17 protein-coding genes and 1 other RNA gene are annotated in these 19361 nt (G+C 72.4%); 10 read left to right on the forward strand and 8 right to left on the reverse strand.

Features of this window, described 5'->3' with window-relative positions; all coding sequences use genetic code 11:
• The first annotated feature begins 60 nt into the window (after window positions 1-60).
• Window positions 61-321 carry a YciI family protein gene (locus AC3A3H_RS05460; protein WP_487613533.1) on the forward strand — a complete coding sequence of 87 codons (261 nt, stop codon included), beginning with the start codon at window positions 61-63 and terminating at the stop codon, window positions 319-321.
• 73 nt (window positions 322-394) lie between these two features.
• Here the strand turns inward: AC3A3H_RS05460 and AC3A3H_RS05465 are convergent, their stop codons facing one another.
• Together AC3A3H_RS05465 and glnA are read right to left on the reverse strand one after the other, a co-directional pair.
• On the reverse strand, window positions 395-3436 hold the full coding sequence (locus tag AC3A3H_RS05465) for a bifunctional [glutamine synthetase] adenylyltransferase/[glutamine synthetase]-adenylyl-L-tyrosine phosphorylase (protein WP_487613534.1): 3042 nt from the start codon (window positions 3434-3436) through the stop codon (window positions 395-397).
• A 7-nt stretch (window positions 3437-3443) separates the two neighbouring features.
• Entirely contained in the window at window positions 3444-4781 is a 1338-nt protein-coding gene (gene glnA / locus AC3A3H_RS05470; protein ID WP_487613535.1) for a type I glutamate--ammonia ligase, read from the reverse strand.
• A gap of 92 nt (window positions 4782-4873) precedes the next feature.
• On the opposite strand from glnA, the gene panB reads away from it, so the two are divergent.
• Window positions 4874-5725: a 3-methyl-2-oxobutanoate hydroxymethyltransferase gene (gene panB / locus AC3A3H_RS05475; RefSeq protein WP_487613536.1), complete on the forward strand. Its 852-nt coding sequence runs from the start codon at window positions 4874-4876 to the stop codon at window positions 5723-5725.
• A 37-nt stretch (window positions 5726-5762) separates the two neighbouring features.
• Here panB and AC3A3H_RS05480 read toward each other — a convergent pair whose 3' ends face one another.
• Window positions 5763-5975 carry an SPOR domain-containing protein gene (locus AC3A3H_RS05480; protein ID WP_487613537.1) on the reverse strand — a complete coding sequence of 71 codons (213 nt, stop codon included), beginning with the start codon at window positions 5973-5975 and terminating at the stop codon, window positions 5763-5765.
• A 12-nt stretch (window positions 5976-5987) separates the two neighbouring features.
• Here AC3A3H_RS05480 and map point away from each other — a divergent pair, with 12 nt between their 5' ends.
• The 4 genes from map to AC3A3H_RS05500 all read left to right on the forward strand — a co-directional run bounded on the left by map (window position 5988) and on the right by AC3A3H_RS05500 (window position 11026).
• On the forward strand, window positions 5988-6854 hold the full coding sequence (gene map, locus AC3A3H_RS05485) for a type I methionyl aminopeptidase (protein ID WP_487613538.1): 867 nt from the start codon (window positions 5988-5990) through the stop codon (window positions 6852-6854).
• Window positions 6855-6918: 64 nt separating this feature from the next.
• On the forward strand, window positions 6919-7734 hold the full coding sequence (ppgK, locus tag AC3A3H_RS05490) for a polyphosphate--glucose phosphotransferase (protein ID WP_487613539.1): 816 nt from the start codon (window positions 6919-6921) through the stop codon (window positions 7732-7734).
• A 29-nt stretch (window positions 7735-7763) separates the two neighbouring features.
• Window positions 7764-10307 carry a DUF4118 domain-containing protein gene (locus AC3A3H_RS05495; RefSeq protein ID WP_487613540.1) on the forward strand — a complete coding sequence of 848 codons (2544 nt, stop codon included), beginning with the start codon at window positions 7764-7766 and terminating at the stop codon, window positions 10305-10307.
• Window positions 10304-11026, forward strand: a complete 723-nt coding sequence (locus AC3A3H_RS05500) for a response regulator (RefSeq protein WP_487613541.1) — start codon at window positions 10304-10306, stop codon at window positions 11024-11026. Before AC3A3H_RS05495 ends, AC3A3H_RS05500 begins: the two co-directional genes overlap by 4 nt.
• Before the next feature lie 11 nt (window positions 11027-11037).
• On the opposite strand, the gene rnpB is transcribed toward AC3A3H_RS05500, so the two are convergent.
• From rnpB to AC3A3H_RS05520, 4 genes are all read right to left on the reverse strand, one after another.
• An RNA gene (gene rnpB / locus AC3A3H_RS05505) (RNase P RNA component class A) lies at window positions 11038-11407 on the reverse strand.
• 40 nt (window positions 11408-11447) lie between these two features.
• Window positions 11448-12182 (reverse strand): zinc ribbon domain-containing protein, encoded by a 735-nt coding sequence (locus AC3A3H_RS05510; RefSeq protein WP_487613542.1) that lies wholly within the window; start codon window positions 12180-12182, stop codon window positions 11448-11450.
• A gap of 34 nt (window positions 12183-12216) precedes the next feature.
• Window positions 12217-13035 carry a Nif3-like dinuclear metal center hexameric protein gene (locus AC3A3H_RS05515; RefSeq protein ID WP_487613543.1) on the reverse strand — a complete coding sequence of 273 codons (819 nt, stop codon included), beginning with the start codon at window positions 13033-13035 and terminating at the stop codon, window positions 12217-12219.
• A 48-nt stretch (window positions 13036-13083) separates the two neighbouring features.
• Window positions 13084-15438, reverse strand: coding sequence for a cytosine permease (locus tag AC3A3H_RS05520; RefSeq protein ID WP_487613544.1), 2355 nt, complete (start codon window positions 15436-15438; stop codon window positions 13084-13086).
• A 91-nt stretch (window positions 15439-15529) separates the two neighbouring features.
• Between AC3A3H_RS05520 and AC3A3H_RS05525 the strand changes: the two genes are divergently transcribed.
• Window positions 15530-16339, forward strand: coding sequence for a thymidylate synthase (locus tag AC3A3H_RS05525; protein ID WP_487613545.1), 810 nt, complete (start codon window positions 15530-15532; stop codon window positions 16337-16339).
• Complete coding sequence (locus tag AC3A3H_RS05530) at window positions 16336-16839, forward strand: dihydrofolate reductase (RefSeq protein ID WP_487613546.1); 504 nt, start codon at window positions 16336-16338, stop codon at window positions 16837-16839. The genes AC3A3H_RS05525 and AC3A3H_RS05530 overlap by 4 nt, the downstream gene beginning before the upstream one ends.
• Here AC3A3H_RS05530 and AC3A3H_RS05535 read toward each other — a convergent pair.
• Window positions 16836-17480, reverse strand: a complete 645-nt coding sequence (locus AC3A3H_RS05535) for a DUF1345 domain-containing protein (protein ID WP_487613547.1) — start codon at window positions 17478-17480, stop codon at window positions 16836-16838. The two genes, AC3A3H_RS05530 and AC3A3H_RS05535, sit on opposite strands and share 4 nt — an antisense overlap.
• 61 nt (window positions 17481-17541) lie before the next feature.
• Between AC3A3H_RS05535 and AC3A3H_RS05540 the strand changes: the two genes are divergently transcribed.
• Both AC3A3H_RS05540 and AC3A3H_RS05545 read left to right on the forward strand, forming a co-directional pair.
• Window positions 17542-18831, forward strand: coding sequence for an aspartate aminotransferase type Ic (locus tag AC3A3H_RS05540; RefSeq protein WP_487613548.1), 1290 nt, complete (start codon window positions 17542-17544; stop codon window positions 18829-18831).
• Between the two features lies 1 nt (window position 18832).
• Entirely contained in the window at window positions 18833-19333 is a 501-nt protein-coding gene (locus tag AC3A3H_RS05545) for a GNAT family N-acetyltransferase (RefSeq protein WP_487613549.1), read from the forward strand.
• Window positions 19334-19361: the final 28 nt, after the last annotated feature.

Here is a 19361-nt window from a genome sequence, read left to right on the forward strand (position 1 = left end):
GGCTCCGTTCGTCGTGTGGGCGATGTTTCCCGAGCGTACTCCTCCCGCCTGGCGCGCTCGATGCCGGAGCCCACTCCCGAGCAGGCCGAGCAGATGAACGCCGCCTGGAACTCCTGGGCCCAGCAGGTCGGCGCCGGCCTGCTCGACTTCGGTGCGCCGACGGCCGCCGTGTCCGAGGGCGCCGACCGCAGCGTCGGCGGCTACTCGCTCATCGAGGCCGACGGCGCCGACGCGGTCGAGACGCTCCTCACCGGCCACCCGCACCGTGCCATGGGCGGCACCATCGACGTCTACGAGCTGACGCCCATCCCCGGGATGTGACGTCCGGCCGTTCGGGCTCGCGCGCGGTGGGCGGCGCGCGGGTCCGGACGACGGCGGACCGCGACGCCTCCGCTCAGCCCGTCGGCGCCGGCCGCTGCGGGAGGCCGTAGAAGGCGCGCTCGAAGACCGCGCGCGCACGACGGGTGACCGCGAGGTAGTCCTCCTCCAGCCGGCTCGCGGAGCCGGGCGGGTACTCCAGGAGGCGCGCGACGCCCTCCAGCGCCACCCGGTCGGCCGGGAGGACGTCGGCGGTCTTGTTGGTCCAGAGGGTCATCGCCGAGCGGGCGCGGGAAGCGAACAGCCAGGCCTCGCGGAGCTTGGCGGCGTCGTCCTCCCCCACCAGGCCGTTGTCGACGGCGACCGCGAGCGCGTCCAGCGTCGACGGCGTGCGCAGCGCCGGGATCGCCGCCGCGTGCTGGAGCTGGATGAGCTGGACGAACCACTCGACGTCGCTCAGCGAGCCGCGGCCCAGTTTGAGATGCCGGGCGGGGTCGGCGCCCTGCGGCAGGCGCTCGTTCTCGACGCGGGCCTTGATCCGCTTCACCTCGCGGACCTCCTGCTCGCCGATGGCGGCCGGGTAGCGGACCTCGTCGGCGACGGCGTCGAAGTCGGCGAGCAGCGCCGCGTCGCCGGCCACACCGCGGGCGCGCAACAGGGCCTGCGCCTCCCAGGTGAGCGACCAGCGCCGGTAGTACGCGCGGTAGGCCTCCAGCGAGCGGACGGCGGCGCCGTTCTTGCCCTCGGGGCGCAGCCCGATGTCGAGGTCGAGCGGGAGGCGGTTGTCCTCGGTGAGCCGGTTCAGGTCGGCGACGATCGCGAGGGCGGCCTTGTGGGCTGCGTCCTGGTCCGCCGCGAGCGGGCGGAAGACGTACATCACGTCGAGGTCGGAGCCGAAGCCGAGCTCGCGGCCGCCGAACCGGCCCATGCCGATGATCGCGAACTCCAGGGCCGCGGTGTCGTCCCGTTCGGCCCGGATTGCGGCCAGCACCCCCGCGAGCACGTTCTCGTTGACGTCGCTGAGCCCGCGGGCGAGCTCCTCGATCGTGCTGAAGCCGAGGATCGCGGAGAAAGCCAGTCGCAGCACCTCGCGGCGGCGGACGGCCCGCAGCGAGGCGGCAGCGGTCGCCGCGGACTGGTGCCGGCCGAGGATGGCCGCCGTCTCCTCGCCCAGCACCTCGGCGGAGCGCGGGCGCAGGTCCTCCTCGGACTCCAGCCAGGCGACAGACTCCGGGATGCGGCCCAGCAGCTCGCCCGCGAACCGCGAGCCCGACAGCACCCGGGTGAGCCGCTCGGCGGCGCCGGTGGAGTCGCGCAGCATCCGCAGATACCAGTGCGTCGTGCCCAGATCCTCGCTGAGCCGGCGGAAGGTCAGGAGCCCGTAATCGGGATCGGCGCCCGCGGCGAACCACTGGAGCAGCACCGGCAGCAGGTGGCGCTGGATGGTCGCACGCCGCGAGACGCCCGCGGTGAGCGCGGCGATGTGGGCGAGCGCGCCACGCGGGTCGCGGAAGCCGATCGCGGCGAGCCGCGCCTCGGCCTGTTCGCTGGTCAGGCCGGCGCCGCCGGTCGCCCCGTCGCCCGCGGTCAGGCCGGTGTCGTCGCTGGGCATGGCGGCGACGGCGCTGAGCAACGGCCGGTAGAACAGCCGCTCGTGCAGGCCGCGCACGCGGTGCTTGATCTCGTTCCAGCGCAGCAGCAGCTGCTCGGCGCTCGGCGCCAGCCCGGTCGCGCGGGCGAGGATGCGCACGTCGCCCTCGTCCCTGGGCATGAGGTGCGTGCGGCTCAGGTGCCGGAGCTGGAGGCGGTGCTCCATCAGCCGGAGCGTGCGGTAGTCCTGCGAGAAGGCCGCAGCCTCCTCGCGGCCGATGTAGCCCTGCGCGGCGAGCGCGGCCAGGGCCGACAGCGTGTCGCGCTGACGCACCAGCTCGTCGGTCTGGCCGTGGACGAGCTGAAGGAGCTGCACCGTGAACTCGACGTCGCGCAGCCCGCCCGGCCCGAGCTTGAGCTGGTAGTGGGTCTCGTCGTCGGGAATGTTGTCGGTGACGCGCTCGCGCATCCGCTGCACGGACTCCACGAAGTTCTCGCGCGACGCGCTGCTCCACACCTTGGGCGCGAGCGCCGCGACGTAGCGCTCCCCCAGCTCCCGGTCGCCGGCGAGCGGCCTGGCCTTGAGCAGCGCCTGGAACTCCCAGCCCTTCGCCCAGCGGTCGTAGTAGGCGATGTGCGACTCCAGCGTGCGGACGAGCGCACCGTCCTTGCCCTCCGGGCGCAGGTTGGGGTCGACCTCCCAGAGGCCCGGCTCGATCGCGGGCTCGTGGATGCCGCGCTGGGTGAGCATCGCCAGCCGCGTGGCGATGTCCACGGCCCGGCCGGAGCTGAGGCCCGCGGCCTCGTCGCCCTCGGTGACGTAGATGACGTCCACATCGCTGACGTAGTTGAGCTCGCGCGCGCCGGCCTTGCCCATCCCGATCACGGCGAAGCGGGTCGCGCGCACCTCGGCCTCGGGGAACCGGCCGGGGCCGCTGCCGATGGTCTGACGGCGGGCGACGGCGAGGGAGGCTTCGAGCGCCGCGGCGGCCAGGTCGGACAGGGTGGCGGCGACCGCGTCGAACCCGGCGACGGGGTCCTCCTGCTCGAGGTCGAAGCTCGCGAGCTGCACGAGCCGCCGCCGGTAGCGCACCCGGAGCGCGACACGCGCGGCGTCGTCCTCCAACGCCGCGACACCGTCGACGGCGCCGACGGACTCCAGCAGGTCGGCGCGCAGCTCGTCCGCAGTCGGCAGGACGGTGATCGGGTAGTCGAGCGCGCTCAGCTCGGCCGGCTGGCGGAGGAAGAACTCCGCTGCGCCCTCCGACGCGCCGATCACGCGGAACACCCGGCGGGCATCGTTGCGCGACGGGACGTAGCGGGCCGTCTGCACGGGTGCGTGCCGCAGCAGCCGGAGGGCCAGCGCGAGCGCGGTGTCCGGATCGGCCGCCGCCGACAGCGCGGGCAGGAGGTCGTCGACGCCGAAGCCGGTCAGCTCGACCAGCTCGTCCAGCTCGCCGCGGACCGAGCTCAGCCCCACGAAACCGGCGCGAGCCAGCGTCGTGAGGGAGAGCTGCTCGCGGGTCACGTGCGGGTCAGAGGATCTCGAGGTTCGACCGCAGCTCGAACGGCGTGACCTGCGCCCGGTACTCCGCCCACTCGCGCCGCTTGTTCAGCAGAACGTAGTTGAAGACCGACTCGCCGAGCGTCTCGGCGACGAGCTCGGAGTCCTCCATCAGCGAGATGGCGTGGTCGAGGCTGGCCGGGAGCTGGTTGTAGCCGAGCGCGCGGCGCTCGGCGTCGGACAGCGCCCAGACGTTGTCCTCGGCCTCCGGCGGCAGCTCGTAGCCGCCCTCGATGCCCTTGAGGCCCGCAGCCAGCATCAGCGAGAACGCGAGGTACGGGTTCGCGGCGGAGTCGATCGCACGGTACTCGACGCGCGAGCTCTGGCCCTTGTTCGGCTTGTAGAGCGGCACGCGCACCAGCGCGGAGCGGTTGTTGTGGCCCCAGCAGACGAAGCTCGGGGCCTCGTCGCCGCCCCAGAGCCGCTTGTAGGAGTTGACGAACTGGTTGGTGACCGCCGTGATCTCCGGCGCGTGCTTGAGCAGACCGGCGATGAACTGCCGCCCGGTCTTCGAGAGCTGGTACTGCGCGCCGGCCTCGAAGAACGCGTTGGTGTCGCCTTCGAACAGCGACATGTGCGTGTGCATGCCCGACCCGGGGTGGCCGGAGAGCGGCTTCGGCATGAAGGTCGCGTAGACGCCCTGCTCGATCGCCACCTCCTTGATCACCGTGCGGAACGTCATGATGTTGTCCGCGGTGGTGAGCGCGTCAGCGTAGCGGAGGTCGATCTCGTTCTGGCCGGGCCCCGCCTCGTGGTGGCTGAACTCGACCGAGATGCCGAGGTCTTCCAGCATCCGCACCGAGCGCCGGCGGAAGTCGTGCGCCGTGCCGCCCGGCACGTTGTCGAAGTAGCCGGCCGAGTCCACGGGCTCCGGGCCCTCGTCGCCGAAGGTGGACGACTTGAGCAGGTAGAACTCGATCTCCGGGTGCGTGTAGAAGGTGAAGCCGCGGTCGGCCGCCTTCTCGAGCGTGCGCTTGAGGACGTTGCGCGGGTCGGACACCGACGGCTGGCCGTCGGGCGTCGTGATGTCGCAGAACATCCGCGCCGTCGGGTCGATCTCCCCGCGCCACGGCAGGATCTGGAACGTCGTGGGGTCGGGATGCGCCAGCAGGTCGGACTCGAACGCGCGGGTCAGTCCCTCGATGGCGGAGCCGTCGAAGCCGAGACCCTCGCTGAACGCGCCCTCCACCTCGGCAGGAGCGATCGCCACGGACTTGAGCGTGCCGACCACGTCGGTGAACCACAGCCTCACGAACTTGACGCCGCGCTCCTCGATGGTGCGAAGAACGAAGTCGCGCTGCTTGTCCATCCTGCCCCTTTCGTCGGCCACTCCAGACTAGTGGTTCCGCGGGCGCGGACATGCCCGATCGCCGCCCGTGCCGCGTCACTAGACTGAGGCGCATGAGCGAGCAGTCCCCTGTGCCCTCCGTCCACCCCGCGACCTCGTCGATGGAGGGACTGAAGCGGGTGCGGACCCGCCACTTCCAGGCGGCCAAGGAGGCGGGCGAGCCGTTCACCGGGCTGACCAGCTACGACATGCTGACCGCCCAGATCTTCGACGAGGCGGGCATCGACTTCCTGCTGGTCGGCGACTCGGCCGGCAACAACGTGCTCGGCTACGACACCACCCTCCCGGTCACCGTGGACGACCTGATCCCGCTGACCCGGGCAGTTGCGAAGGCGGTCAAGCGCGCGTTCGTGGTGGCCGACATGCCGTTCGGCTCGTACGAGACCGGCCCGCAGGAGGCGCTGCACACCGCGGTGCGCTTCATGAAGGAGACCGGCGCGCACGCGGTCAAGCTCGAGGGCGGCCAGCGCAGCGCCAAGCAGATCCGCCGCATCGTGGACGCCGGCATCCCGGTGATGGCGCACATCGGCTTCACGCCGCAGAGCGAGCACGGCCTCGGCGGGCACATCGTGCAGGGTCGCGGCGAGGGTGCGGAGCAGGTCCTCGCGGACGCGCACGCGGTCCAGGAGGCCGGGGCGTTCGCGGTGGTGATGGAGATGGTGCCGGCCGACGTCGCCGAGCGGGTCACCCACGAGCTGCGCATCCCGACGATCGGCGTCGGCGCCGGGCCGCACGTGGACGGGCAGCTCCTGGTCTGGACGGACTGGGCGGGGTTCACGACCGGGCGCATCCCCCGCTTCGTGAAGCAGTACGCGGACCTCAAGGGCGCGCTCTCGAACGCTGCGCGCACCTACAAGTCAGAGGTGCAGGGCGGGGTGTTCCCCGGCCCCGAGCACAGCTTCTAGAGCGACACTGCTCCTAGAGGGGGCCAGCCCGCAGTGGTCACTTGCCCTCTTCGGCGTCCTCCTCGGCCCACTTCGCACTGTTCTCGCGGAGCTTCTCGAGCGCGTGCTCGGCCTCCACGCGGGTGTCGAACGGGCCGACGCGGTTCGGGGCGGGCGAGAGGAAACCCTGCTCGACCTGGCCGGTCTTCATGTTGTACCAGTACTTGTGCTCGGCATCCTGCTGGATCCCGTAGTCGTTCTCGCCGGTCATAAGCTTGATCCTATGCCCAAGGATTCCGCCGGTCACCTGGTCCCCGGCCGTGTCACCGCCCTGCGTCCGGTCCCGCCGCGCATCCCGCGCCCGGAGTACGTCGGCAAGGCCGGCCCGGCCCGGTCCGACCGCGGCGACGTGTACTCCCCGGCGGAGATCGAGCTGATCCGGGAGTCCGGCCGGATCGCCGCGCGCGCCATCGAGCGGGTGGGTCAGGCAGTGCGTCCGGGCATCACGACCGAGGAGCTCGACGCGATCGGCCACGAGTTCCTGATCGAGCACGACGCCTACCCGTCGACGCTCGGCTATCGCGGCTACCCCAAGTCGATCTGCAGCTCGGTCAACGAGGTCGTCTGCCACGGCATCCCCGACGACACGGTGCTGGCGGACGGCGACATCGTCAACATCGACATCACCGCATTCAAGAACGGCTTCCACGGCGACAGCAACCAGACCTTCATCGTCGGCACCGCGTCGCAGGAGGTCACCCTTCTGGTCGAGCGGACCAGGGAGGCGCTGAACCGCGGCATCAAGGCCGTCGCCCCCGGCCGCGAGGTCAACGTGATCGGCCGCGCCATCGAGTCCTACGCCAGGCGGTTCGGCTACGGCGTGGTGCGCGACTTCACCGGCCACGGTGTCGGGGCAACGTTCCACTCCGGCCTGATCATCCCGCACTACGACGCCGCCCCCGCGTTCGACGACGTGATGGAGGTCGGGATGGTCTTCACGATCGAGCCGATGCTGACCCTGGGCTCGCAGGACTGGGACATGTGGGCGGACGACTGGACCGTCGTCACGCGCGACCGCAGCATCACGGCCCAGTTCGAGCACACCCTCGTGGTCACTGAGCGCGGGGCGGAGGTCCTGACGCTGCCCTGACGAACACCCGGCTCGGCTTCCGGCCTCCTGCCGTCGCATGTCCCACCGGGGTAGATTCGTGGGCATGAGCGCGCAGAACCACGCAATCGGCATCGACGTCGGCGGAACCGGGATCAAGGGGGCGCTGGTCGATCTCGACAGCGGTGAGCTGGTCAGCGACCGCGTCAAGCTCCCCACGCCGGAGGGCGGCAAGCCGGACGACATCGTCGAGACCACCAAGGAGATCGTCGAGAAGCTGGCCGCCGAGGAGCCGGACGCGCCGGTCGGCGTGTGCTTCCCGGCGATCGTCAGCCACGGCGTCACCCTCTCGGCGGCGAACGTCTCCAAGAAGTGGATCGGGCTGCACGCCGAGGAGCTGTTCGAGAAGGCGCTCGGCCGCGACATCCACTTCGTCAACGACGCCGACGCCGCCGGCTACGCCGAGACGCGGTTCGGCGCGGCGAAGGGCACGGACGGCCTGGTCATCATGACCACCCTCGGCACCGGCATCGGCTCCGCACTCATCTACGACGGCGTGCTGATCCCGAACGCCGAGCTCGGCCACCTGGAGATCGACGGCCACGACGCCGAGTCGCGGGCGGCCTACTCGGCCAAGGAGCGCGAAGACCTCTCCTGGGAGAGGTGGGCCAAGCGGCTGCAGAAGTACTACTCGACGCTCGAGTTCCTGTTCACCCCCGACCTGTTCATCGTCGGCGGAGGCGTGTCCAAGAACTACGCGGAGTTCCTCCCGATGCTGGAGCTCAACACGATGATCGTCCCGGCCACCCACCGCAACAACGCGGGCATCCTTGGCGCGGCCGCTCTCGCGGTGCGCAACGAGCGCCGCGACGCCGGCGCACGCGGCCGGGCGGCCGAGGTCGGCGTCTCGCCCGACGCGTAGGCCGACGCCGAGAGAGGGATCGAGAGCGAATGGCCCGTGGCCACCTCCGGGTGATGCTCGGCGCGGCGCCCGGCGTCGGCAAGACGTACGCGATGCTCGAGGAGGGCAAGCGGCTCAAGGCCCTGGGCAAGGACGTGGTGGTCGCGGTCGTGGAGACCCACGGCCGCGCCGCCACCGCCGCCATGCTCGACGGTCTCGAGGTCGTGCCGCGGCGGCCGGTCGAGCATCGCGGCGTCGAGCTCGCCGAGCTCGATCTCGGCGCGGTCCTCGCACGCGCGCCGCAGCTCGCCCTCGTCGACGAGCTCGCCCACACCAACGCGCCCGGCTTGGCGAACGCCAAGCGCTGGGAGGATGTGGAGGCGATGCTCGCGGCCGGCATCGACGTGATGTCGACGGTCAACATCCAGCACATCGAGTCGCTGAACGACGTGGTCGAGCAGATCACCGGCGTGCAGCAGCGCGAGACCATCCCGGACGCCGTGCTGCGCCGCGCCGACCAGATCGAGGTCGTCGACCTCGCCCCGCAGGCGCTGCGCGACCGGCTCGCCGAGGGCGTCGTGTACCCGGCGGCGCGGGTGGACGCCGCCCTCTCCAACTACTTCCGGCTCGGCAACCTGACGGCCCTGCGCGAGCTCGCCCTGCTCTGGCTGGCCGACGAGGTCGACAGCGCGCTGCTGCGGTACCGCGCCGAGCACGGCATCGCCGGCACGTGGGAGGCCCGCGAGCGCGTGGTCGTCGCGCTCACCGGCGGGCCGGAGGGCGAGACCCTGCTGCGCCGGGGCGCCCGCATCGCCGCCCGCTCGGCCGGCGGCGAGCTGCTCGCGGTGCACGTCACCAGCCAGGACGGGCTGCGCGAGGCGACGCCGGGCGCCCTCGCGGCGCAGCGCGCACTGGTCGAGCAGCTCGGCGGCAGCTACCACCAGGTGGTCGGCACCGACATCCCGCGGGCGCTGGTCGAGTTCGCGCGCGGCGAGAACGCCACGCAGCTGGTCATCGGCGTCTCGCGGCGCAGCCGGCTCGCGGCGCTCCTGACCGGGCCCGGGATCGGCGCGACGGTCATCCGGGAGTCCGGCGACATCGACGTGCACATCGTCTCGCACTCCCGCGCGGGCGGCCGGTTCGCACTGCCGCGCCCGCGCGGCGGCCTGACCGTGCGGCGCCGGGTGTACGGATTCCTGCTGGCGGTGATCGGCGGCCCACTGCTGACGCTGCTGCTCGTGACGATGCGCTCGGACGAGTCGATGACCGCCGACGTGCTCAGCTATCAGCTCCTGGTGGTGATCGTCGCGCTGATCGGCGGGATCTGGCCGGCGCTGTTCGCGGCCCTGCTCTCCGGGCTCACCCTGGACTTCTTCTTCGTCGAGCCGCTCTACACCATCACCATCGCGGAGCCGCTGCACCTGCTCGCCCTGGTGCTGTTCCTCATCATCGCGGCGCTGGTGAGCCTGGTCGTGGACCAGGCCGCACGCCGCACGCGCGCCGCCCAGCGGGCCGGGGCGGAGGCGGAGCTGCTCGCCACGGTCGCCGGCGGCGTCATCCGCGGCGAGGACGCCCTGCAGGCCCTCGTCACCCGCACGCGCGAGGCGTTCGGGCTCGCCGGCGTGCGGCTGCTCGACGGCGAGGAGGTCGTCACCACCGACGGCGAGCCCGCCGACTCCGAGCACACCCAGCGCATCCCGGTCGGCGGCCGCGGCACGCTGGAGCTGTCCGGGCGCGACCTGGAGGCCGCCGACCGGCGCCTGCTCGCGGCGATCGTCGCGCAGCTCGACGCGGCGCTGGAGCACCGAGAGCTCGCCGCCACCGCGAGCGAGCTCGGGCCGCTCGCCGAGACCGACCGGGTGCGCAGCGCCCTGCTCGCGGCCGTCGGCCACGACCTCCGCCGGCCGCTGGCGGCCGCGACCGCCGCCGTGACCACGCTGCGCCAGCGCGACATCGCGCTCAGCGAGGCCGACAGGGAGGCCCTGCTGGAGACCGCCGAGGACAGCCTGGACGGCCTCGCCACGCTCGTGACCAACCTCCTGGACGTCAGCCGGGTGCAGGCCGGGGTCCTGGGCGTCTCGCTCGCGCCGACCGGGCTGGAGGACATCATCCCGGCCGCGCTGGAGGAGCTGGGGGTCGGTCCGGCGCAGGTGGAGCTCGACCTGGCGGAGTCCGTCCCCGACGTGCTCGCCGACGGAGTGCTGCTGCAGCGCGTGCTCGTCAACCTGCTCGGCAACGCCCTGCGCTTCTCGCCGGAGGGCCGGCCTCCCGTCATCGCGGCCAGCGAGTTCGGTGGGACGGTGCAGCTGCGGGTCGTCGACCACGGGCCCGGCATCCCCGGCGAGCGCCGCGAGGCCGTCTTCCTGCCGTTCCAGCGGCTGGGCGACACGGACAACGACAGCGGGATCGGCCTGGGCCTGGCGCTCTCCAAGGGCTTCGCCGAGGGGATGGGCGGGACGCTCGAGGCCGAGGACACCCCGGGCGGCGGGCTCACCATGGTGGTGTCGCTGCCTGCGGCCACCCCTTCCAGTACGCACACAGCCCATACATCCACTGCCCGCACGCCCACAGCCCACCCGGAGGAGACCCCATGAGGATCCTGATCGCCGACGACGACCAGCAGATCCTGCGCGCGCTGCGCATCCTCCTGACCGCCCGCGGCTACGACGTGCTCACCGCGCGCACCGGCGTCGAGGCCCTGTCGGAGGCGGTGGAGCACCATCCCGACCTGGTCATGCTCGACCTCGGGATGCCCGAGCTGAACGGCATCGAGGTGATCGAGGGGCTGCGCGGCTGGTCGAGCGTGCCCATCCTCGTCGTCTCCGGCCGCACCGGCTCGGCCGACAAGGTGGACGCGCTCGACGCGGGCGCCGACGACTACGTCACCAAGCCGTTCGCGGCCGACGAGCTGCTCGCGCGCATCCGGGCGCTGACCCGGCGACAGTCCGGGCCGGCCGACGAGCCGGCGACGCGGTTCGGCGACATCACGGTCGACCTGGCGGCCCACCAGGTGCTGAAGCGCGGCGCCGACGGCGATTCGCCGGTGCGGCTGACTCCGACCGAGTGGGCGATCCTGGAGGTGCTGGTGCGCAACCCGCGCCGCCTGGTCACGCGCCAGGCGCTGCTCACGCAGGTGTGGGGGCCGCAGTACACCAATGACACCGGCTACCTGCGGCTGTACCTGGCGCAGCTCCGCAAGAAGCTGGAGCCCGTGCCGTCGTCGCCGCGCTACCTGCTGACCGAAGCGGGCATGGGCTACCGGTTCGTGCCCGACACCGACCCGGATGCGCATCCGGATGCGGACGGGACGTGATCGGCAGGTAGGGAACGGGCCGGCCGATACGCCGGGTTCTGTCACGACGCTTGCGCGTCGCGGACGGCCATCTCTCTCGGGACGACGTCGCCGCCGCCCTCTAGCGGTCTACCCGGGGACGAGGCGAGCAGCCTCATGGTCCCCTGTCTGACCTTGCTCCAGGCGAGGTTTACCCAGCCGGCCGGGTCACCCCGGCCGCTGGTGGTCTCTTACACCACCGTTTCACCCTTACCGCGCACTCGCGTGCGAGGCGGTCTGCTCTCTGTTGCACTTTCTCGCGGGTTGCCCCGGGTGGGTGTTGCCCACCACCCTGCTCTGCGGAGCCCGGACGTTCCTCGGCGGCCCGCTCGCGCGGACCGACGCGACCGTCTGGCCGACCCGTTCCGGCCCCCACACTAGCGCACACGCACGAGCGCTCGGCCTAGAGCCCCGACTCCTCGTTGCGGATCAGGATCGCCCCGCTGTCCGGGCAGAGCACGACGTCGTCCGCGGCCGCCCGGCGGATCTCCGCCAGGTCGGACTCGGTGAGCTTCACGTTCGAGCCCATCGACACCCCGCGCAGCAGCAGGGCTGCGCCCACGCCGTACCGCGACCGCTGCCGCTCGTACAGGGCGACGAGGTCGGCGGGGAGCGCCTCCGCGATGGTGGCGCGGTCGCGGACGAGGGCGTCACGCTGGGTGCCGACCGTCCCGGCCTCGGCCTCGCGGGAGGCCGTCAGGGCCTCCACCCGGACGTCCAGCTCGCCGCGCTCGGCCTCGATCGAGGCCAGCGTCGCCTCGAGCTCCTCCAGCCGTTCCATCACCGTGAGCTCGATCTCCTCCAGGTCGCCCTGGCGCTTGGCGAGGGACGTGAGCTCGGCCTCCAGCGCCTGCACGTCCTTCACCGACGAGGTGTGCTGCAGGCGCTCGCTGTCGCGGCGCTTGCGCGCCTCCACCAACTCCACGTCGGACTCGACGCGCTTCAGCTCGGCGCGGGCGTCCTCCACCTCGCCCGTCGCACCGATCCAGCGGCCGCGCAGCGCGTCCACGTCGGGCTGCAGCGCTGCGAGCTCGGCGGTCTGCGGGAGGTTGCGGATGGTGTGGTCGAGCTGGCTGAGCCGGGTGTCGGCGGCCTGCAGCCGGAGGAGCTCGTTCTGGTCGGAGGGGCTGGCTTTCACAGTGCTCTGCTCTCTGCTGTCGTCGTGCGGTGGGTCATTGCAGGATCGCGAAATCCCAGGGGTCGGTGCGCAGCTCGCTCACCACGACCTCCACGCCGGGCAGCGCACGCCGCAGGCTCTCGGCCGCGGTGTCGAGCCACAGCCACTCGCTCGCCCAGTGCGAGACGTCGAGCAGGGCGGGACCGCCGCCGAGCACGGCCTGTTCGCGTGCCTCCGACGCCGGATGGTGGCGGAGGTCGGCCGTGATGTAGACGTCGGCGCCGCGCACGGCGTCACTGGAGAGCAGCGAGTCGCCTGCGCCGCCGCACACGGCGACGCGCGACACGGGCTGGTGGTAGTCGCCGGCCGCGCGGACTCCCCCGGCCGTGGGCGGCAGGAGGTCGGCGAGCGCGCGGGCGAGCGCTCCGAGCGTCGTCGGCTCGGCGAGCGCACCCACCCGGCCGATGCCCGTCACGCCGTCGGCGGCGGGGGCGATCGGCACGGTGTCACGGAGGCCGAGGGCGGCGGCGAGCACGGCGCTCGTGCCGTCGGCGACCACGTCGGCGTTGGTGTGTGCCGCGATCAGGGCGCAGTCGTTGCGGATCAGGGTGGCCAGGAGCGAGCCCTTGTAGCGGTCCTCGGCGATGGAGGTCACTCCGCGCAGCAGGAGCGGGTGGTGCGCGATGAGGAGGTCCGCGTGCAGGCCGACGGCCTCCTCCACGGTCGCGGCCACGGCGTCCACGGCGAGCACGATGCGCTCGACGCTCGCGGCCGGGTCGCCGGAGACGAGCCCCGGCGCGTCCCAGCCCTCCGCTCCGGCGATCGGCCAGAGCGATTCGGCGACCTCGCAGACGGAACGGAGAGTGTGCGGCACGGAGTAGAGCCTACCCGGACGGGCCGGGCGCCTGGTGGTGTGGACAGGTCAGGCGACCGCGCGCTCCTGGCGGCGCACCTCGTGCAGCCCCGACACCATCGGCGTGACCAGACCGATCCCGAGGGCCAGCAGCACGCCGACGTTGCTGGCGCCGATACCGTGCGGGTCCGCCCCGAGCAGCCGGAACAGGTAGCCCTCCCAGGCCAGCCACGGCAGCGGTGAGCTGACGAAGCCCAGTCCGATCACGCTCGCGACCACGAGCATGCTGAGGTTGATCCAGCGCCAGTCCGGGTACACCCCGCCCCTGCGGATCAGGGAGGCGTGGTGGAAGCGGCGGGTGCGCAGCATCATCTCGCCGGCGAAGAGCCCCGCCCACGCCGCGACCGGCACCGACAGCGCGGTGGGCACGCCACGGATGACGACGTCCAGGTCGCTCACCGTCAGCGCGAGCACGACCCCCGCGACGCCGATCGCCGCGCCGGCGATCAGCGTGCTCCACCGCCGACCGAGGCGCACGCCGAGCGCGTCGAGGGTGAAGCCCGCCGAGTAGATCGTGAGCACGAGCGCAGAGATCAGGCTGAGGCCGACCGCCAGCAGCAGCGGCACCGGATACCAGGCCGGGAGGCCGAGCATCACGAAGCCGCCCACCGGGTCCCTCGCCAGCTCGCCGGCCAGCTCCGGGTCGGAGGCCGCGAGCAGCCCGCCGTAGGAGACGAGCACGAACGGCGGCACGCCGGCCCCGAACGTCGCCCACAGCATCCCCGTTGCCCCGGACGAACGGCGGCGCTGGTAGCGGGCGACCTCCGCGCTGCTCATCGCCCAGGCCAGCCCTACGTAGCTGAACACCAGCACCGCACCGGTCACGACGTGCGTCCAGAACGCGTCCGGCACGGCGAGCGCGCGCGACATGTCGACGTGCCGCCAGGTCGCCGCGATCGTCGTGGCGATCAGCACGGCGGACGCGATCGTGAGGACGAGCTGCACGCGCGAGACCAGTCCGTAGCCGTAGAACGCGACCACCCCCGCCGCCGCGATGGTGACGAACAGCGCGATCGCCGTCGGGAGCGCCGCGCCCCGCGACCAGCCCTCGGAGACCGCCAGCGAACCGGCGGCCGACCCGGCCAGCCAGAGCAGCACCGCTCCCCAGAACAGCTTCGTGAGCAGCGCGAGCACGGTCGGCAGGGCGTTGCCGCGCAGCCCGAACGTGGCGCGCGACACGACCATCGTCGGCTGCCCGCTCCACTTGCCCGCCAGCGTCCCGAGACCGAGCGGGAGGAACGACAGCGCGACCCCGACCAGCGTCGCGACCAGGAGCTGGCGGAGGCTGAGCCCGAGCAGGAACAGGGTCGCTCCCACTCCGACGCTGATCAGCGAGGAGGTCCCCGCGAACCAGAGCCAGAACAGCCGGGACGCCTGCCCCGCACGCTGCTCGAGCGGGGTGGGCCCGAGATCGACGGACTCGGGGACGAACGCGGCGGGCGCGACCGGACTCGCGTCGGCCAGCACGGCGGCGGCGGTGGGGAGCCGGTGCGGCGCGGGCGGGGTCGGAGGGGCAGGTGGGGCGGCCGCGATGCTGTCCGGGGTGTGGTCCGCGGCGGCGTCGATCCGCTCGGGGGTGGGGGTGGGGGTGGTGGGGTCGAGTGAGGAGGCGGGGGCGGGAGCGGGCACCGGGGCGGGAGGCGCGGCGAGCGCGGCCGGGAGGGCGGCAGGAAGCAGCGGGAGGGGCTGGGAGTCCCTCGGCGCGTACTCCTCCGGAACGAGACCGAGCGGCTCGACGCGCGGCGTCGCGGGCTCCGGTGTTGCGGGCTGGGCACTGCGGGTCTCGACCGCCAGCGTCGGGAACTTGGGCGGCGACACATCCGACGCCGACACCTCCGCCGGCGGCTCCGGCGCGCGCTCCACCGGTTGAGGGACCGCCGCGCCCACCCACGCGCTGTACGTCGGCTGCGGTCCGTGGTCCCTCCGCGGGACGGGGAGGTCGTCGAAGCTGATGAGCTGCGTCGGCGGCCCGACCCAGTCGTCCTCGTCGTCCTCCGCGCCGTCCTCGGCCGCGACGGGCACGGCCGCGGTGGTCTCGCGCGCCCGGAGCGCGTTCTGCAGATGCTGGATGGCGCCGAAGGTGTCGTGGATCCGGAGGTCCGCGTCCACGATCGCCGTGACCTCCGCATCGCTGAGACCGGCCGCGGCATCCTCAGCCGGTTCTACCGACTCCGCCACCGGCCGCTCTGCCACCGGCCTCTCCGCCGCGGGCCGCTCGGCGCGGGATTCGGCCACGATCGGGATGGCCGCCGTCGCCCGGTCGACCTCGGCCTGGAGGGCGTCCGCGAGCTCGTCGTCGCTGTGGCGGACCGCACCGTCCGGCTCGGCGGCGCCGCCGCCCTCCACGTCATCGGCCCGCTCCATGACCGAAGCCTACGACCGGATGGACCGAGCGGTCAGGGGGCATCCGCGGGTCACCCACCTCACCGGCCGCAGGCGAAGTACCATCGTCTCGATGAGCACGCCGATCCCGACTCCGTACGAAGACCTGCTGCGCGACGTCCTCGCGAACGGCAGCCACAAGTCCGACCGCACCGGCACCGGGACGCGCAGCGTGTTCGGGCGCCAGCTCCGGTTCGACCTCGCCGACGGGTTCCCGCTGATCACCACCAAGCGGGTGCACTTCAAGTCCATCGCCTACGAGCTGCTCTGGTTCCTGCGCGGCGAGAGCAACGTCGGCTGGCTGCGCGACAACGGCGTCACCATCTGGGACGAGTGGGCCGACGAGCGCGGCGAGCTCGGCCCGGTCTACGGCGTGCAGTGGAGGTCGTGGCCGGCGCCCGACGGGACGCACATCGACCAGATCCAGCAGGTCATCGACACCCTCCGCCGCGACCCGGACTCCCGGCGCATCATCGTCTCGGCCTGGAACGTCGCCGACATCCCGGACATGGCGCTCGCGCCCTGCCACGCGTTCTTCCAGTTCTACGTCGCAGACGGCCGGCTCTCCTGCCAGCTCTACCAGCGCAGCGCCGACATGTTCCTCGGTGTCCCGTTCAACATCGCCAGCTACGCTCTCCTCACGATGATGGTCGCCCAGCAGGTCGGCCTGGAGCCGGGTGAATTCGTCTGGACCGGCGGCGACTGCCACATCTACGACAACCACGTCGAGCAGGTGACCGAGCAGCTCACCCGCGACCCGTATCCGGCGCCTACCCTGCGGTTCGCGCGAAAGCCGGAGAGCATCTTCGACTACCGCTACGAGGACTTCGTCATCGAGAACTACCAGCACCACCCCGCGATCCGCGCGACCGTCGCCGTATGAGCGTCGCGCTGATCTGGGCGCAGGCCCACGACCGGGTGATCGGCGCGGCCGGCGTGATGCCCTGGCATCTCCCCGAGGACCTGAAGCACTTCCGCGAGCTCACCGGCGGCGGCCCCGTCGTGATGGGCCGGCGCACCTGGGAGTCGCTCCCGGAGCGGTTCCGCCCGCTCCCCGGGAGGGCGAACGTGGTCGTGACGCGCAACGCCCGGTTCGACGCGCCCGGCGCGACCGTCGTGCACTCGCTGGACGACGCCCTGCGCGAGACCGCGGACGGCACCGAACCCGACCCCGCGGCCGACACCGTCTGGGTGATCGGCGGCGCGCAGCTCTACAGCCAGGCCCTCCCCGTCGCCGACCGGGTCGAGGTCACCGAGCTCGACCTCGCGGTGGCCGGCGACACCGTCGCCCCGGAGCTCGGGCCCGAGTGGCACGGCGAAGCCGGTCCGTGGCTGTCCGCCGCGAACGGCATCCGGTACCGCTTCGTGCGCTACCTGCGCTAGGTCAGCCCGGCCACCAGGTTCACGGTCGCCGCCACGATGACCGTGCCGAACACGTACGACAGCAGTGTGTGGCCGAGGATCGTCCGGCGCAGGTAGGAGCTGGAGATGTTCGTGTCGGAGACCTGGAACGTCATCCCGAGCGTCAGCGCGAGGTACGCGAAGTCGCTGTACTGCGGCGGCTCCTCCTGGTTGAAGTCGACGCCGCCGTCCCTGCGGTAGTAGATCCGCGCGTAGCGCAGCGTGTAGAGCGTGTGGACGAGCAGCCAGGACAGCGCGACGCTCACGACGGCGAGCAGGGCCACGCCGAGCTGCGCGCCGCCCTTCAGGCTCCGCGCGTCGACCAGCACCCACACGACGGCGACCACGCTGGCCAGCGCCGCGATGAGCAGGACGAGGTCCGCGACCCTGCGGCCGGGATCCTCCAGGGTCGCGTGGCTCTTGGTGTCCTTCGCGTCCATGCGCCAGACGGTGGACCACACCCAGACGACGTACACCAGGCAGGCGGTCGCCCAGCCGGCGATGATCGCGTGGTGCACGACGTCGAAGAAGGAGGCCACGACCGCCACGACGACGCCCGCCGCCAGGGCGATGTACAGCTTCACGCGGGTGAGGCCGCGTCCGCGCTTCAGTTCGTCCGTCACAGAGTGGATGTTCGCACGTCCCGGCCGGGCGGCCCCGCCAGCGCGCCGCTACGATCGGATTGTGACCACCGCTCCCGCACCCCTCGCCGACCTCGACACCGAAGCGCTCCGCGCCGCGCACGCCGACTTCGCGCGCGCCTACGACGAGCTCAAGGCGGCCGGCCTCGCGCTGGACATCACGCGCGGCAAGCCGTCCGCCGAGCAGCTCGACCTGTCGAACGACCTCCTGCACCTGCCCGACGGGGCCTACCGCGACGCCGCGGGCACGGACCTGCGCAACTACGGCGGTCCGAACGGCCTCCCGGAGCTGCGCGCGATCTTCGCCGACGCTCTGCGCGTGCCGGTCGCCCAGCTCCTCGCCCTCGGCAACTCCAGCCTCACCGTCATGCACGACACGGTCGCGCAGGCGCTGCTGCACGGCGTCCCGGGCGGGGACCTGCCGTGGAGCCACCAGCCGATCAGCTTCCTCGCGCCCGTACCCGGCTACGACCGGCACTTCACGATCTGCGAGCGCTTCGGCATCCGGATGATCGCGGTGCCGATGAACGACGACGGCCCCGACATCGAGACGATCGAGACGCTGCTGGCGACCGACGACAGCATCAAGGGCATGTGGTGCGTCCCGGTGTACTCCAACCCCACCGGGGCGGTCTACAGCGAGGAGGTCGCCCGCGCGCTGGTCTCGCTCACCGCCGCCCCGGACTTCCGGCTGTTCTGGGACAACGCATACGTCGTGCACCACCTGAGCGACGAGCGCCCGGAGCCGATCGACATCCTGGCGCTGGCCGCGGAGGCGGGCAACCCCGACCGCCCGCTGATCTTCGCGTCCACCTCCAAGGTGACCTATCCCGGCGCCGGTGTCGCGTTCATCGGGGCGTCGCAGGCGAACATCGCCTGGTTCCAGCACAACTCGGCCGCCCAGAGCATTGGCCCGGACAAGCTCAACCAGCTGCGCCATGTGCAGTTCCTGGGCGACGCGGACGGTCTGGCGGCGCACATGGAGAAGCACCGCGTCATCCTCGAGCCGAAGTTCGCGGCGGTCGACGAGGCGTTCCGCGCGCGGCTCGAGCCGTGGGGCGCCGGCTCCTGGAACGCGCCGCGGGGCGGCTACTTCGTGAGCCTGGACGTGCTCGACGGCTGCGCCAAGCGTGCGGTGCAGCTGGCGAAGGAGGCCGGCATCGCGGTCACACCGGCCGGGGCGACCTTCCCGTACGGCGAGGACCCGCGCGACGCGAACATCCGCATCGCCCCGACCTTCCCGCCGCTCGCCGAGCTCCGCGCGGCCCTCGACGGTCTCTGCACGGCCATCCTGCTCGCCGAGACCGAAGCACTGCTGACCGAGCGGAACTGACGTGACCGACGGCTGGGTCGTCCGCCCGAGCACGGAGGACGACTGGGTCGCATACCGCGCGATCCGCCTGGAGATGCTCGAGGACACGCCCATCGCATTCCTCGAGACGCTGGCGACGGCCCGCACGCACCCCGACGAGCACTGGAGGCGGCGCGCGGCGAACGCCTCGCCGACCAGCCGGCTGTTCGCCGCGGTGGCGCCCGACGGCCGCTGGCTGGGAACGATGGGCGGCTTCCATGCGTCGGGCTCGGATCCGCACCTGGTGGGCGTGTACGTGACGCCGTCGGCGCGCGGGCGCGAGCACGGCGTGGCCGACGCCCTGCTGGACGCGGTCGCGGACTGGGCGCGCGCCCGCTCCGGGCGGCTGCTGCTGGAGGTGCACGAGCACAACGCGGCGGCGATCCGATACTACGAGCGCCGCGGCTTCTCCTTCACCGGCCACACGCAGCCGTACCCGCTCGACCGCAGCACCCTCGAGCTGGAGATGGCGGCCGACCTCTAGCCGGGTCGCCAGTGACGGGAGGGACGGG

This window comes from Leifsonia sp. Soil_N53, from assembly GCF_057655165.1.